General features: G+C 54.9%; 14 protein-coding genes. 6 read left to right on the top strand and 8 right to left on the bottom strand.

The annotated features are described in order from the left end of the window. The first annotated feature begins 2 nt into the window (after positions 1-2). On the top strand, positions 3-1,061 hold the full coding sequence (gene modC / locus AB4K05_RS04350) for a molybdenum ABC transporter ATP-binding protein ModC (protein WP_368478794.1): 1,059 nt from the start codon (positions 3-5) through the stop codon (positions 1,059-1,061). Here the strand turns inward: modC and AB4K05_RS04345 are convergent, their stop codons facing one another. Further along, on the bottom strand, positions 1,062-1,880 hold the full coding sequence (locus tag AB4K05_RS04345) for a pyridoxal phosphatase (protein ID WP_368478793.1): 819 nt from the start codon (positions 1,878-1,880) through the stop codon (positions 1,062-1,064). 130 nt (positions 1,881-2,010) lie between these two features. Between AB4K05_RS04345 and pgl the strand changes: the two genes are divergently transcribed. Continuing rightward, entirely contained in the window at positions 2,011-3,006 is a 996-nt protein-coding gene (pgl, locus tag AB4K05_RS04340; RefSeq protein WP_368478792.1) for a 6-phosphogluconolactonase, read from the top strand. A 117-nt stretch (positions 3,007-3,123) separates the two neighbouring features. Here the strand turns inward: pgl and AB4K05_RS04335 are convergent, their stop codons facing one another. The 6 genes from AB4K05_RS04335 to bioA all read right to left on the bottom strand — a co-directional run bounded on the left by AB4K05_RS04335 (position 3,124) and on the right by bioA (position 10,826). Next, positions 3,124-4,407 (bottom strand): putative acyl-CoA thioester hydrolase, encoded by a 1,284-nt coding sequence (locus AB4K05_RS04335; RefSeq protein ID WP_368478791.1) that lies wholly within the window; start codon positions 4,405-4,407, stop codon positions 3,124-3,126. A gap of 217 nt (positions 4,408-4,624) precedes the next feature. Continuing rightward, a complete protein-coding gene (locus AB4K05_RS04330) occupies positions 4,625-5,182 on the bottom strand; it encodes an MltR family transcriptional regulator (RefSeq protein ID WP_368479157.1) in 558 nt (185 codons plus the stop codon). 163 nt (positions 5,183-5,345) lie between these two features. Then, on the bottom strand, positions 5,346-6,503 hold the full coding sequence (locus AB4K05_RS04325; RefSeq protein ID WP_368478790.1) for a mannitol-1-phosphate 5-dehydrogenase: 1,158 nt from the start codon (positions 6,501-6,503) through the stop codon (positions 5,346-5,348). Between the two features lie 54 nt (positions 6,504-6,557). After that, positions 6,558-8,534: a PTS mannitol transporter subunit IICBA gene (locus AB4K05_RS04320; RefSeq protein ID WP_368478789.1), complete on the bottom strand. Its 1,977-nt coding sequence runs from the start codon at positions 8,532-8,534 to the stop codon at positions 6,558-6,560. A 455-nt stretch (positions 8,535-8,989) separates the two neighbouring features. Beyond that, the gene (locus AB4K05_RS04315) at positions 8,990-9,466 is read right to left on the bottom strand and encodes a kinase inhibitor (RefSeq protein ID WP_368478788.1); all 477 of its coding nucleotides are present in this window, start codon (positions 9,464-9,466) and stop codon (positions 8,990-8,992) included. A gap of 70 nt (positions 9,467-9,536) precedes the next feature. Beyond that, on the bottom strand, positions 9,537-10,826 hold the full coding sequence (gene bioA / locus AB4K05_RS04310; RefSeq protein ID WP_368478787.1) for an adenosylmethionine--8-amino-7-oxononanoate transaminase: 1,290 nt from the start codon (positions 10,824-10,826) through the stop codon (positions 9,537-9,539). Between the two features lie 84 nt (positions 10,827-10,910). On the opposite strand from bioA, the gene bioB reads away from it, so the two are divergent. Genes bioB through bioD form a run of 4 tightly spaced genes read left to right on the top strand, consistent with a single transcriptional unit; the run spans position 10,911 to position 14,514 of the window. Beyond that, positions 10,911-11,951 (top strand): biotin synthase BioB, encoded by a 1,041-nt coding sequence (bioB, locus tag AB4K05_RS04305; protein ID WP_368478786.1) that lies wholly within the window; start codon positions 10,911-10,913, stop codon positions 11,949-11,951. Further along, positions 11,948-13,105: an 8-amino-7-oxononanoate synthase gene (bioF, locus tag AB4K05_RS04300; RefSeq protein ID WP_368478785.1), complete on the top strand. Its 1,158-nt coding sequence runs from the start codon at positions 11,948-11,950 to the stop codon at positions 13,103-13,105. The genes bioB and bioF overlap by 4 nt, the downstream gene beginning before the upstream one ends. Continuing rightward, positions 13,089-13,844 carry a malonyl-ACP O-methyltransferase BioC gene (gene bioC, locus AB4K05_RS04295; RefSeq protein ID WP_368478784.1) on the top strand — a complete coding sequence of 252 codons (756 nt, stop codon included), beginning with the start codon at positions 13,089-13,091 and terminating at the stop codon, positions 13,842-13,844. Before bioF ends, bioC begins: the two co-directional genes overlap by 17 nt. Beyond that, on the top strand, positions 13,837-14,514 hold the full coding sequence (gene bioD / locus AB4K05_RS04290) for a dethiobiotin synthase (protein ID WP_368478783.1): 678 nt from the start codon (positions 13,837-13,839) through the stop codon (positions 14,512-14,514). Before bioC ends, bioD begins: the two co-directional genes overlap by 8 nt. A 232-nt stretch (positions 14,515-14,746) precedes the next feature. Here the strand turns inward: bioD and AB4K05_RS04285 are convergent, their stop codons facing one another. Continuing rightward, positions 14,747-14,884: a hypothetical protein gene (locus AB4K05_RS04285; protein ID WP_368478782.1), complete on the bottom strand. Its 138-nt coding sequence runs from the start codon at positions 14,882-14,884 to the stop codon at positions 14,747-14,749. Between the last annotated feature and the right edge of the window lie 43 nt (positions 14,885-14,927).

The raw sequence follows: 14,927 nt of genomic DNA, 5'->3' as shown, positions 1-14,927 counted from the left end.
CGATGCTGGAGCTGAATTTTAGCCAGATCCTGGGCACGCACTGTCTGCAAATTAACGAATCTCTGCCCGCTTCCGGTATTACCGCCGTCTTTGGCGTATCCGGGGCCGGCAAAACCTCGCTTATCAACGCCATTAGCGGGCTGACGCAGCCGCAGAAGGGACGCATTGTCCTCAACGACCGCGTACTAAACGATGTTGAGCAGGGCGTGTGCTTGGCACCGGAGAAGCGGCGTATCGGTTATGTTTTCCAAGATGCCCGACTGTTTCCGCACTATAAGGTGCGCGGGAATCTGCGTTACGGCATGGCGAAAAGCATGACGGACCAGTTTGATAAGCTGGTGGCGCTGTTGGGAATTGAGCCGCTTTTGGAAAGACTGCCAGGCAGCCTTTCCGGGGGCGAAAAGCAGCGCGTGGCTATCGGTCGGGCGCTACTGACGGCGCCTGAACTGCTGCTGCTGGATGAGCCGCTCGCCTCACTCGATATTCCGCGTAAACGCGAACTGCTGCCGTATTTGCAACGGCTGGCGCGTGAGATAAACATCCCGATGCTCTATGTCAGCCACTCGTTGGACGAGATTTTGCATTTGGCGGATAAGGTGTTAGTGCTGGAAGGCGGGCAGGTCAAAGCTTTCGGTAATCTGGAAGAGGTGTGGGGAAGCAGCGTGATGCACCCTTGGCTGCCGCAGGATCAGCAAAGCAGTATTCTGCGCGTGACGGTGCTGGAACATCATCCACATTACTCAATGACGGCGCTGGCGCTGGGCGACCAGCACATCTGGGTAAATAAACTGGATCAACCGCTGCAAAGTGCGGTACGCATACGTATTCAGGCGACCGATGTATCGTTGGTGTTGCAACCCTCTGCGCACACCAGCATTCGTAACGTACTGCATGCCAAAGTCCTGCAATGCTACGACGATAACGGCCAAGTGGAAGTCCAGCTCGATGTAAGTGGGCGTACACTGTGGGCGCGCATTAGCCCTTGGGCAAGAGATGACCTGGCGGTGAAGCCAGGCCAGTGGCTCTATGCGCAGGTCAAAAGCGTGTCCATCACCGCCTGACTACAGTAGGTGCTTGTTGATGTAATCGGCGATAGCATCCGTGGTGTTCTCGCCGATCACCACGTTAGCGCGTGCTTTCACTGCATCGTCGGCATTGCCCATCGCCACGCCGGTTCCGGCGGCTTCCAGCATACTGATATCGTTAAAGTTGTCGCCAAAGGCAATGACATCCTGCATTGACCAGCCCTGTGCGGTAACGAACTGCGTCAGGCGTTTACCTTTGCTGTTACCCTGGCGTGCGATATCCACCTGATCGTGCCATGACCATTCGCACTCCAGTTGCAGCGTCTGCTCAACGTGTTTGGCGAAGTTCTGTAGCTTCTGGCCATCGGTGTCGGTCAGGGCGAATTTCCACACGTTTTTGACCTCGTGGGCGGCCTGGGCGAGAGAATCGACTTGGGTGAAGGACGGACGCTGGTTTTCTGGCAGCGTCAGTGCCCAGTTGCTGGTGCGGGTAACGTGTCCGGTTGGGTGCTGATACATCATGGTATCGTCGACGTACATCAAACCGTGGATCTGGTGTTCATCAAGCAGATGAATCAATTGTTGTGCTTTTTCCACTGGCATCGGATCGGCATCCAACACTTTTTTCGCTTGATAATCATACAAATAAGTGCCATTACAACAAATTGCAGGTGTATCTAACGCCAGTGCCTGATAAAAAGGATGAATGGCAACGTGGTGACGACCGGTCACAATCATTAATTGATAGCCTGCGGCTCTGGCTCGATTCAGCGCTTCCACAGAAGAGGGCAGCAGAGTTTTTTTTGGCGTCAGGAGCGTTCCGTCCAGATCCAGGGCAATTACACGTGCAGTCATAGTCAGGTCTCGCGTTAATGAGAAAATTCGCTGTGCAGGATGGTACACCGAGATGCCTGTGCGGCAAAATGATGTGAAGCAGGCCACGATACGTTGCCGCTTATTCTACGCTTTCGTAAAAGGAGTATTCATGAAACAGACCGTTTATACCGCCAGTCCGGAAAGCCAGCAAATTCACGTGTGGACGCTGAACCACGATGGCAGCCTGACGCTGGTGCAGGTGGTTGATGTTCCAGGCCAAGTTCAGCCGATGGTCGTGAGCCCCGATAAACGCTTTCTGTATGTCGGCGTCCGTCCAGAGTTCCGCGTACTGGCTTACCGGATTGCCCCGGACGACGGTGCACTGACCTTTGCTGCCGAAGCACCGCTGCCGGGCAGCCCAACGCATATTTCCACTGACCGTAAAGGCAACTTTGTCTTTAGCGCCTCCTACAATCAGGCCAACGTCAGTGTTATCCGTCTGGAAGATGGCCTGCCGCGCGATACCGTAACGGTGGTGGACGGTCTGGATGGCTGCCACTCGGCGAATATCTCCCCGGACAACCGTACGCTGTGGGTGCCCGCGCTGAAGCAGGACCGTATTTGTTTGTTCACTTTGAGTGATGATGGCTTCCTCGCACAGCAGTCCCCGGCAGAAGTGACCACCGTTGAAGGCGCAGGCCCACGTCATCTGGTGTTCCATCCAAACGAACAGTATGCTTACTGCGTGAATGAGCTAAACGGCACCGTTAACGTCTGGGAGCTGAAGGATCCGTACGGCAAAATTGAGTGCGTGCAGACGCTGGATATGATGCCTGCAGACTTCTCTGATACCCGCTGGGCGGCAGATATCCACATTACGCCGGATGGTCGTCACCTGTACGCCTGCGATCGTACTTCTAGCCTGATTACGGTGTTTAGCGTCTCCGAAGACGGCAGCGTGCTGTCATTAGAAGGTTTCCAGCCAACTGAAACCCAGCCGCGTGGCTTTAACATCGATCACAGCGGTAAATACTTGGTGGCAGCCGGACAGAAATCACACCACATTTCTGTATATGAGATTGCCGGTGAGCAAGGTCTGCTACAGGAGAAAGGGCGTTATGCGGTCGGCCAAGGCCCAATGTGGGTGGTGGTTAACGCGTATTAATCATTTTTACGCGTAGGCCGGATAAGGCGTTCACGCCGCCATCCGGCATTGCCCTCATCAGGGCGACAGTTAAAAAAAGGCCCATGATTTCATGGGCCTTTTTCACTTAAGAAGATATTACTGCTTCGGCTCAGCCACCACGTGACTTCCCACGCCGCGGTTATTGTATTCCCACATGCGGTTGAAGTTACGATCGTTCAGATCGCGTTTGGCCTGGCCTTTTTCATCCTGTGCGCCGGTATTGCCGCTGAATGGACGTTTGGAAACGGCAGCGTCTGCCCATGGTTTCGCAACGTTAAAGCCTTCGTTAATCACGCTATCGCGGATAACAACCTGACCATTGGTGTTGCTGTCGACATCCAAAGAGCGGCCCAGTTGTGCCACGCCGTCACCGGCTGCGGTAAAGCGGCTATTGGTTGCCAAGAAGCCGTAGAAGATGTTGGATTGCGTAGCCGGCGCGAACACGTAGCCTTCCTGCTGGGTACGGGAGTTCACCACGCGGAAGTCGGTGTTATCGAACACCACGGCGCCACGGCCGGAAACGATATCTACATCGCCTTCAAGGTAGCTGTTGCTAACCAGCGTACGGGTCTGGCGATTGTTTTGCAGACGGTTATCAACGCCGCTGTTGGTGACGAAGAAAGTATTCTGACGACCCAAAATGTTGACGTTGTTCAGTTGGGTTTTGTCGCCATCGGTGCGCAGTGCTACTGCCTGATGGGTACCCGCATCAACGCTGTCGCCCAGGTTGTTTTCGATGGTCAGGTTCTGCAGCTGCAGACCGCTGTTTTGCGACCAGACAACGGCGGAGCACATCACGCCGACACTGGCGCTACGCTTGCTCTGGCAGTTATCAAACATGTACCACGCCGGTTTGCCTGGCATGTATTTACCGCCTGGATTCACCAGACGACGCCAGTCTGCCGTATTCATTTCAGAATCAATGGCAAGGCCGATTTTCACGTCAACGGCTTTATCGCCGGTACCATAAATGGTCACGCTGCCCGGAGCGGCTGGGATATACACGGTGCCTTGATACTCACCCGGCAGCACCGCAATGTACTGACGCGCGCTGCTATGACGAGTAATGGCGGCATCAACCGCGGCCTGGATAGTGGTATGCGTCACGCCCGCTGTACCAGCAGGGCCAACCACGAAGTCTGCTTTCGCTGGAATAGCGATAGTGGATGGTGACCAAGCGGCAGCGTTAGGCGTCAGTGATGAAAAATAACGCGCGGCGGTGAAGTTCTGCGCTTCGTCTGCTGACAGTACCGGACGGGAAGACGTTCCAGGGGCGGCCTGGTCAGATGGACGCTGATCCGCAGGCGTTGAGCTGCAAGCCGTCAGTGTCACGCCAAAAGCCAATGCCAGCGCCAGACGAGAAACCGATAAAGTGTTCATGTTGCTCCAGGCTAATTAAGTGAATTTATAATCCTATAAAAGCAGCCTTTTTATACTAAGTTGAGCGAAACGGGAAGATGTACTGGCAAATAAATCACCTGTTTTATTGGCGACTTACCTCAGTGGGAACGCTCTGGGAGATTTTTGGCAATAAATAGCAGTAGGGCAACGGGATGATAGGCCCGTTGTGGGGAGTCTGGTTTCTGGTCACGACCGTCTAAAATGCTTTTTTGTGCGTTAGGCTGGTAATTAAGTCGGTGATGCTGAGCACAAGCGTTGAGCGAACCATTTGCTGATAGCGCTGTTCTTGCATGGTAATCAGCGCATCATCAACGACATCTTCCGGCATATGCAGCGTAGGCTGCGGTGGCAGTGCCGTCATGCAGTGCAGCATGTTTATCGGCCCAAGGATTTCATCGTCGGTGAAACTGTAAATCTTGTTCTCTTGCAGCAGTTCGTTGTTCAGCGCCACCAGAAGTTCAACGTCTTCATACTCGTCGCGGGTGATCACGCCCAGCGCGTAGATAAGTTTTAGGCGAACTGACAGATTCGCCAGTGGTCCACTGCCTTCTAAAAGCGGCTCAACCGCATACTTTACGGCGTAGTCATCCTTGCGAAAGGCCTGCAGAATCAGCAGGTCTACCGCTTCGGCCAATAATCCCACGGCGGTCTGAATGAACCCTGTCAGCGTCTGACGCGCATTGAGCCTTTCTAAAATTCGATTCTCAACGGCCTGGCTTTTATAAAGATTAGATTCGTCCATTGTCGTCATCATCGTGGTTTCATATTCCGCGGCTCTCGGCGTTTCGCGGGCGGGAGCCTTTGGACGATGCGCTTTTTCTTCGGGTTGCGCAGCTAAGCGCAGGCGATTGTGTTTCATCTTATCCTTCTTAATCTGGCGCTGCCGGTTTACGACAGCGCCAACCACTCGGGTGGCATCATGCCTTGCGTTGCATGGCGTTATACACATTCGCTATCTGTGCGACAAGGTTTGGCTCGTCGTTAAGTCCGCAAACTTCAATGATGGTGTTAATGATGCCCTTATCTTGTAAAAGCGTTGCCAGTTCTTGTGCCTGCGGATCACTGTGGCTTTGGAAGCTTAATGCTGCCGCAATACCCATCACCAGATTAGCGTGGGGCAGTCCATACTCCAGCGTCCCACGCAACGGTTTGATCAGACGATCGCTTTCGCTCAGTTTGCGCAATGGCTGGCGGCCTACGCGTTCGACATCATCATGCAGATAGGGGTTTTCAAAACGCGTCAAAATCTTGTCGATATAGGCCGCGTGCTGCTTTGGATCGAAGCCATAGCGTTTGATCAATACCGCACCGCTTTCCGTCATCGCGCTTTTGACGACTTGGCGAATTTCCGCATCAAGAATGGCATCACGGATCGTTTGATGTCCTGCCAGTTGGCCAAGATACGCGGTAATGGCGTGACCGGTATTGAGGGTAAACAGTTTCCGCTCAATGTAGGCCATTAAATTGCTGGTAGGTTCCATTCCGGCAATATTCGGCAACTGACCTTTAAACTGGGTGCTATCGACAATCCATTCACTGAAGGTTTCCACCGTCACGTCAAGGGGATCATCGTTGGCGGCGGTACTTGGGGGAACGATACGATCGACGGCAGAGTCGACAAAACCCACGTGTTCTTCAACCCAAGCGTGCAGCTCGGTAGGGATGGCCTGTAAAACATGATTTTTTAGCTGGCTGGTGCCGCGCACCATATTTTCACAGGCGATGATATTCATTGGCTGCTGATTGCCGCTGTCGTGACGGGCAATCAAACCCAGCGCCAGCGTATTGGCGATTTTGCTAAGCACCTGCGGGCCGACCGCGGTGGTTATCATATCGGCCTGCGCAATCTGTTGGATGGCGTCCGGGCTGTTACTGTTAATGGCGCGGATGTGGCTGACCTGCTCAACTCGCGCCTGCTCTCCGACCACGTTGACCTGATAGTGCTGCTGGTGGGCTAACTGGTCGATCAATGGCTGGTTAACATCGGCAAAGGTTAATTCCGCCTGTGCGTCCGCCAGCAGCTTGCCGATAAAACCCCGACCAATATTCCCTGCGCCAAAATGAATTGCTTTCATAACACTGACTCCAAAAAAGTCTATCCGTATCGGGGGCCAATAACCCCCGTACCCTTATGCCGCTTGCTCGCCGGACAGGAGCTGCAAAATTTCCTGCACGCTGGTGGTCTGCGTCAGACGCTCGATAACGTCTTTATCATCCAGCGCGTTGGCTAAACGGGCGATGACCTGCACGTGCTCGTTATTACGGGCTGCAATGCCGATAACCAATCGGGCCACCTCGTCCGGCTCATCGCCGAATCGAACGCCCTGTGGATACTGGCAAATAACAATCCCGGTGCGCAGCACGCGGTCTTTGGCTTCTACGGTGCCGTGCGGTACGGCAATGGACTCTCCCAGATAGGTGGTGGTTAAAGCTTCTCGCGCCAGCATGGCATCAATGTAGTCTGGCTCCACGTAGCCACCGGAGACCAGCATTTCACCGGCAAAACGGATTGCCTGGGCTTTATTGTCGGCGGTTAAGTTCAGGAAAATATTGTCGGCGCTAAGTTTGAACAGGTTCTCATCGCGCTCGGCTGTGTCGAATGCTTCGTCGTTGGCGGCAATAATCGTTTGGTTAATCAGACGATTATCGTTCGCCGCAGGTGGCATTTTGGCGGCCAGCAGACGAGTCGTGAGGTCGGTATACAACCCGCTATCCAAGAAATTGCTCAGCGAAATATGCATGGCTTGTGGCGCATGGCGCATCGCACGCTCGGTAAGATCCTGGTGGGTAATCACCAGATCCACATCCTCCGGCAAGCTGTTGATAGCGCAGTTGGTCACTGAAATGTGGCTAAGACCGGCGTCCTTAACTTTTTTGCGCAACACACCCGCACCGAGGGCGCTGGAGCCCATTCCGGCGTCGCAGGCGACGATAATTTTACGCACATGCTGCAGATCTTTCGACAAATCAAGGGCCGGTGCAGGCTGTGGCTGTTCGCCAGAAAGCTTGCCGCCAGATTTAGACTGCTGCTTTAACGCCTGCATACGGCGGGTCGCTTCGGATAAACCGTTGCTTTCTTCATCACCGACACGAACGCGCTTGAGCAGCATGGAGGCGGTGAGGAAGGAGACCAGCGTAGAGGCGAGGATAGAAAGCGCGACGCCAATCAGCGATGCCTTCGGAGTCATCAGCAGCACGGCGAAGATGGAACCAGGGGAAGCCGGGGAAACCAGACCCGCGTTGAACAGTGTCAGCGTAAACACGCCGGTCATCCCGCCCAGAATTACCGCCAGAATGAGGCGTGGATTCATCAGCACGTACGGGAAGTAGATTTCATGAATGCCGCCAAAGAAGTGAATGATTGCCGCGCCGCCCGCAGATTGCTTCGCGCTACCTTTACCGACGAACATATATGCCAGCAGAACGCCAAGACCTGGGCCTGGGTTTGCTTCAATCAAGAAGAAGATAGATTTACCGGTTTCCGTTGCCTGCTGAATCCCCAGCGGCGAGAAGATACCGTGGTTAATCGCATTATTGAGGAACAGGATTTTCGCCGGTTCTACAAAGATGGAGGTCAGCGGCAGCAGGTTGTGCTGCACCATGACGTTAACGCCTGATGCCAATACCTTTGACAGCACCTCCACCATCGGACCAATCGCCATAAAGGCAATCATCGCCAGCAGCATACCGATAATACCGGCCGAGAAGTTGTTCACCAGCATCTCAAAACCGCTTTTGATTTTGCCGTCAACCCAACGGTCGAAGCGCTTAATCGCCCAGCCGCCGAGCGGCCCCGCAATCATTGCGCCCATAAACATCGGCATATCTGCGCCGACGATAACGCCCATGGTGGTGATGGCACCGACCACGCCACCGCGCTCGCCGCCGATAAGACGACCACCGGTATAGCCGATTAACAATGGCAGTAAATAGGTGATCATTGGGCCAACTAGCTTGGCCAATGTCTCATTGGGCAGCCAGCCCGTAGGAATAAATAAAGCGGTAATCAAACCCCAGGCAATGAATGCGCCAATATTGGGCATCACCATATTGCTGAGAAAGCGGCCAAAATTCTGTACCTTGACCTTGATATCTGGTGATAACATAAAACACCCCTCGTGGTGCGCGTAATGATGTTACGCGTCGTCATAGTTGTGGTGGTTTCGCCAAAAACCATCCAGTCGTTCTGTATGCAAAATCGACTCTATCACGCCGTATTCATCTCGCGTACTCGAGGGGTATTTGTGATGCCGATCACTAAAGCCACCCCTGCAAAAGCACCTTTTAAGTGACATTGATCACATTAAAAGCTGTAAGTCTGCTACAAAGTTAAAATCAAGGCGTAAAAACGCCATTTTTTGTGATTAAGATCACCTTCGTTTTTGACGTCTTTGTTTTTGAATTGTGATCATATTCACAAGATGTTTTTGGCGGCTCCTCGCCGGTCCCCGTTTAGTCCCCCCGCAGCCGTATTTACGTCATAAAATTACAACCGAACGATCACAACTGTAAAAAAGCCCCACAGAGTTTCCCCTGTAGGGCCGTTATGTGCGGCGCGTGATTAGCTGAACAGCGCGGTAATTGAAGCGCTCGCTAGGCTATGGAAGTGCACGTTAAAGCCAACCATTGCACCGCTGGCACCTTCATCAACGTCAATTTTATCGACGCCGAGCGCATGTACGGTGAAAATATAGCGATGGGTTTCGCCCTTCGGCGGGGCTGCGCCGCCGTAGCCTGCTTTACCGAAATCGGTGCGGGTTTGCAGTGCACCTGCGGGTAAATTCACCAAGCCTGAACCACTGCCGGTTGGCAATTCACGGGTGTCTGCGGGAATGTTAGCAACGATCCAGTGCCACCAGCCGGAACCGGTTGGCGCGTCGGGGTCATAGCAGCTTACGACAAAGCTTTTGGTTCCAGCGGGCACGTCGTCCCAGGCCAGATGCGGGGAGATATTTTCGCCATCATAGCCCATCCCGTTGAAGACCTGACGCTGGGGAAGTTTCTCGCCGTCACGTAGATCGTGGCTGACTAATTTCATTGACTGCCTCCTTTGTTAATCCACTGATTAACAAAGGAGTGTAGCGGGTATTGCCTGCGGTTGCTGCTGCTTATTGGATAAAAAATGTTTCCTGACAGACGGCTAAACAGACCGCGCGCGTTAGCCTAGTGAGCTGCTCTTTGGTAATGAGATATGGCGGCATCAGATAAATCAACCGACCAAACGGCCGAACCCATACACCTTGCTCGACGAAGAATCGCTGCAACAACGCCATGTTAACTGGGAAACGGGTCTCGATAACGCCGATTGCCCCCAGCACGCGTACATCGGCGACGTGTTCTGAATCGGCGGCTGGCGCAAGCTCGCGTTTGAGCTGTTGTTCAATGGCGGCGACCTGCGTTTGCCATTCGCCACTCTCAAGGATAGCGAGGCTTTCGGCGGCGACGGCGCAGGCCAACGGGTTGCCCATAAAGGTTGGCCCGTGCATAAAGCAGCCCGCTTCGCCGTTGCTGATGGTTTCTGCCACTTCACGCGTGGTGATGGCGGCTGACAGGGTCATCGTGCCCCCGGTCAATGCCTTGCCCAAACACAAAATATCGGCGCTGATACCTGCGTGCTCGCAGGCGAATAGTTTACCAGTGCGACCAAAGCCGGTGGCAATCTCGTCGGCAATCAGCAAGATACCTTCACGGTCACACATTTTGCGGATGCGCTTCAACCACTCGGGGTGATACATGCGCATGCCGCCTGCGCCCTGCACGACAGGCTCGAGGATCACCGCAGCAATTTCATGACGATGCGCGGCCATCAGGCGCGCAAATGCCACCATATCGTACTCATCAAACTCGCCATCAAATCGGCTGTGCGGCGCTGGCGCAAACAGATTTTCCGGCAGGTAACCTTTCCACAGGCTGTGCATCGAGTTATCCGGGTCGCACACCGACATCGCGCCAAAGGTATCGCCGTGATAACCGTTGCGGAAGGTCAGAAAACGCTGACGTGACTCGCCTTTAGCCTGCCAATACTGCAAGGCCATCTTCATCGCCACCTCCACCGCCACCGAACCGGAATCGGCGAGGAATACGCACTCCAGCGGTTCGGGCGTCATTGCGACCAGCTTTCGGCATAGTGCAACGGCGGAAGGGTGGGTTATCCCGCCAAACATCACGTGCGACATCTGGTCAATCTGCGTCTTCATCGCGGCGTTCAAACGCGGGTGATTGTAGCCATGAATGGTCGCCCACCAGGATGACATGCCGTCAACCAGTCGCTCGCCGCTGGCAAGCTGTAGCTCACAACCCTCGGCGGAGACAATCGGGTAAACCGGCAACGGTGCGGTCATTGAGGTGTAGGGATGCCAGATATGGCGCTTATCGAAGGCGAGATCGTCCGTTGTCATAATCGACTTGTAAACCATTTTGAAAAGTTTTAGGTTTACGAGTATAAACCGAACCGAAAATTAACAAAACCCCCGGAGAAGCCAATGGCTCACCCTTTACGTTGGACAATGTCGCAGGTCACCGCTCTTTTTGATAAACCGCTGCTTGATTTACTGTTTGAAGCGCAGCAGGTTCACCGCCAACATTTCGACCCTCAGCAGGTACAGGTCAGCACGCTGCTGTCGATTAAAACCGGTGCCTGTCCGGAAGACTGCAAATATTGCCCGCAAAGCTCGCGCTATAAAACTGGGCTTGAGAGCGAGCGTCTGATGGAAGTGGAACAGGTGCTCGACTCTGCGCGCAAAGCGAAGCTCGCTGGCTCGACGCGTTTTTGCATGGGGGCGGCGTGGAAAAACCCGCACGAACGCGATATGCCGTACCTTGAGCAGATGGTGCAGGGCGTGAAAGAGATGGGGCTGGAAGCCTGTATGACGTTGGGCACATTGTCCGATAGCCAAGCCGGACGTCTGGCTTCTGCGGGGCTGGACTATTACAACCACAACCTCGACACCTCGCCGGAATTTTACGGCAATATCATCACCACCCGCAGCTATCAGGAACGTCTGGATACGCTGGATAAGGTGCGTGACGCCGGGATCAAAGTGTGCTCCGGTGGTATCGTTGGGCTGGGTGAAACTGTCACCGACCGCGCGGGGCTGTTGCTGCAGCTTGCCAACTTGCCGACGCCGCCGGAAAGCGTACCGATCAACATGTTGGTGAAGGTGAAAGGAACGCCGCTGGCGGATAACGAAGACGTTGATGCATTCGACTTTATTCGCACCATCGCCGTGGCGCGGATCATGATGCCGACCTCGCACGTGCGTCTCTCCGCCGGTCGTGAACAGATGAACGAACAGACCCAAGCAATGTGCTTTATGGCGGGCGCCAACTCGGTGTTCTACGGCTGCAAGCTGTTGACCACGCCGAACCCGGAAGAGGACAAAGATCTGCAGTTATTCCGCAAATTGGGGATCAATCCGCAGCAAACGATGGTTACCGCGGGTGACAACGAGCAGCAGCAGCGTTTGGAACAGGCGCTGATGACGCCGGACACCGAGGATTATTACAACGCGGCGGCGGTATGAGCTGGCAGCAGCGAATTGCTAAGGCCGTCGCAGAACGCCAGGAAACAAACACGCTTCGTCAGCGTCAGCCCTTAGCGCAAGGGGCTGGACGTTGGCTGGTGCGTGACGACCGCCGTTACCTTAACTTTTCCAGCAATGATTATCTGGGGCTTAGCCAGCATCCGCGGGTTATCCAGGCCTGGCAGCAGGGCGCGGAGCACTACGGTGTCGGCTCTGGCGGCTCCGGTCATGTGACCGGTTACCATCAGGCGCATCAGCATCTGGAAGAACAGCTTGCCGACTGGCTGGGCTACGACCGGGCGCTGCTGTTTATTTCTGGTTTCGCCGCCAATCAGGCGGTGATTGCCGCGCTTGCCGGGCGGGAAGATCGCATTGTTGCCGACAGGCTTAGCCATGCCTCGTTGCTCGAAGCGTCGGCGTTAAGCCCGGCACAGCTACGACGTTTCCAGCACAACGACAGCCAGCATCTCTCGCGTCTGCTTGCCGCGCCGCTAGCGGGGCAGCAACTGGTGGTCACGGAAGGCGTATTCAGCATGGACGGCGACAGTGCGCCGCTGGCGGATATTGCTCGCGTCACCCGTGAGGCCAACGGCTGGCTGATGGTTGATGATGCCCACGGCATTGGCGTTGACGGGGTAAACGGTCGCGGTAGTTGTCAGTCACAAGGCGTGAAACCCGAACTGTTGATTGTCACCTTTGGCAAAGCATTCGGCTTAAGCGGCGCGGCGGTGTTGTGCAGTCAAACAGTGGCCGACTACTTCCTGCAATTTGCCCGCCATTTGATTTACAGCACCGCTATGCCGCCTGCGCAGGCCGTGGCGCTACAAGCGGCGCTTGGCGTTATCCAAAGCGACGATGGTCAGCAGCGGCGCGAAAAGCTGGCGCAGCATGTGGCGCAATTCCGCCTCGGGGCCAGTGGGTTGGCGTATCCGTTGACCGGCTCGCAAAGCGCTATCCAGCCGCTTGTCGTCGGCGAAAACTCGCGCACATTGCAACTGGCTGACAGACTGCGTGAGCAGGGCTGTTGGGTGACGGCAATTCGTCCGCCAACGGTGCCTGCGGGCACCGCGCGTTTGCGCTTGACGCTTACCGCCGCGCACGAGCCACAGGATATTGCGCATCTGCTGGAGGTTTTGCATGGCGAGCGTGGATAAACAGGCGGTGGCCGCGGCGTTTGGACGCGCGGCAACCCACTACCATCAGCATGATGAACTCCAGCGTCTGAGCGCCGCGCAGCTGCTAAGCCAACTGCCGGCGCAGCGATTCCCAAGGGTGCTGGATGCCGGATGCGGTCCAGGGAGCTACAGCCGCTACTGGCGCGACAAAGGCAGCCACGTTACCGCGCTGGACCTGTCAGGCGAAATGCTGCAACAGGCACAGAGTCAGCAGGTAGCCGACCGCTACGTGCAGGCTGATATCGAGGATATTCCGCTGCCTGAAGCGGGATTTGATCTGGTATGGAGCAATCTGGCCGTGCAATGGTGCAGCGATCTCCACGTGGCGCTAGCTGGACTTTGCCGTCAAATTGTTCCCGGTGGCGTGGTGGCATTTACCACGCTGACCGCCGGCTCGTTACCGGAACTTAATCAGGCTTGGCGCGCCATCGACAACCATCCGCATGCCAACCGTTTTTTGCCTGAAGAGACGTTGCGTGAGGCGCTGGCTGGCTATCGCCATCAGAGCACTTCAACCTCTATCACATTGCCGTTCCCCGATGCGTTAAGCGCGATGCGCTCGCTGAAGGGGATTGGCGCGACGCACCTCCACGAGGGGCGAAGCAGCCAGCCGCTGACGCGCGGTAGGCTACGGCAGCTTCAACTCGCGTGGCCGTCGCAGGCGGGCGAATGTCCGCTGACCTACCATCTTTTTACAGGAGTGATAACGCGTGATTGAACGCTACTATGTAACCGGGACTGACACCGAAGTGGGTAAAACCGTTGCCAGCACCGCGCTTTTACAGGCCGCTCGGCTGCTGGGCCGCCGCACCGCGGGCTATAAACCGGTCGCCTCCGGCAGCGAAATGACGGCAGATGGGTTGCGCAATAGCGATGCGCTTGCGCTGCAACGCAACAGCGTACTGCCGCTTGATTACCCTGAGGTCAATCCTTACACCTTCGCAGAGCCGACGTCGCCGCATATCGTCAGTGCAGACGAACAGCGGCCGATTGAGGCCAGCGTACTGTCAGCGGGATTACGCGCGCTGGAAGCGAAAGCGGACTGGGTGCTGGTTGAAGGAGCGGGCGGTTGGTTTACGCCGCTGTCGCCGACGTTAACGCTGGCGGACTGGGTGAAGGCTGAACAGTTGCCGGTGATTCTGGTTGTTGGCGTGAAGCTTGGCTGTATTAATCACGCGGTACTGACGGCGCAGGCGATACAGCAGGCAGGATTGCGGTTAGCGGGTTGGATTGCGAACGATGTCACGCCGCCAGGACGACGACATGCGGAATATCTCAGTACGCTGGTGCGGATGTTGCCCGCGCCTTTACTGGGCGAAATACCGTGGCTTGGCGATACGGTAGAATCGCAATCGCTGGGGCATTACCTTTCTCTTGACGCGCTTTAACCTACTTGGCGGGTTATCTTCATTCGTAAGCGCTAACCCGCAGAAAACGTAAAAGAATCGCTCAAAATTCCCTTAAAATAGCTACGCCTTTTCGCTGATAAAAATCAAAAACAGCGGGAAAAAAAATATTTGCCATCGCTTTGCGTCGACGTTGCGCAAATCGCCGGGTGGCGGGGGATAGGGGCTAGAGGCAGTTATCCACTATTCCTGTGGATAACCCTGTGTATTAGGGTTAGAAAACTCGTGGTGAACGAGAGAGCATGCGGCTTTCACCCGAATTGACGCGAAACGCATCTTTTACATGATTCATTTGATTATCAATAAGATAGATAAAAGCAATGGCGTCATAAAAAGTGCTGTCAGTTGCCATAAAACTTTCATGACCTATATTGACAAATGTTAAAAGAGAAAAT

The organism is Kluyvera sp. STS39-E (assembly GCF_040932435.1).
Lineage (GTDB): Bacteria > Pseudomonadota > Gammaproteobacteria > Enterobacterales > Enterobacteriaceae > Kluyvera.
The sequence above is the reverse complement of the archived record's forward strand: the minus strand, read 5'-3'. Positions and strand labels throughout refer to the sequence as shown.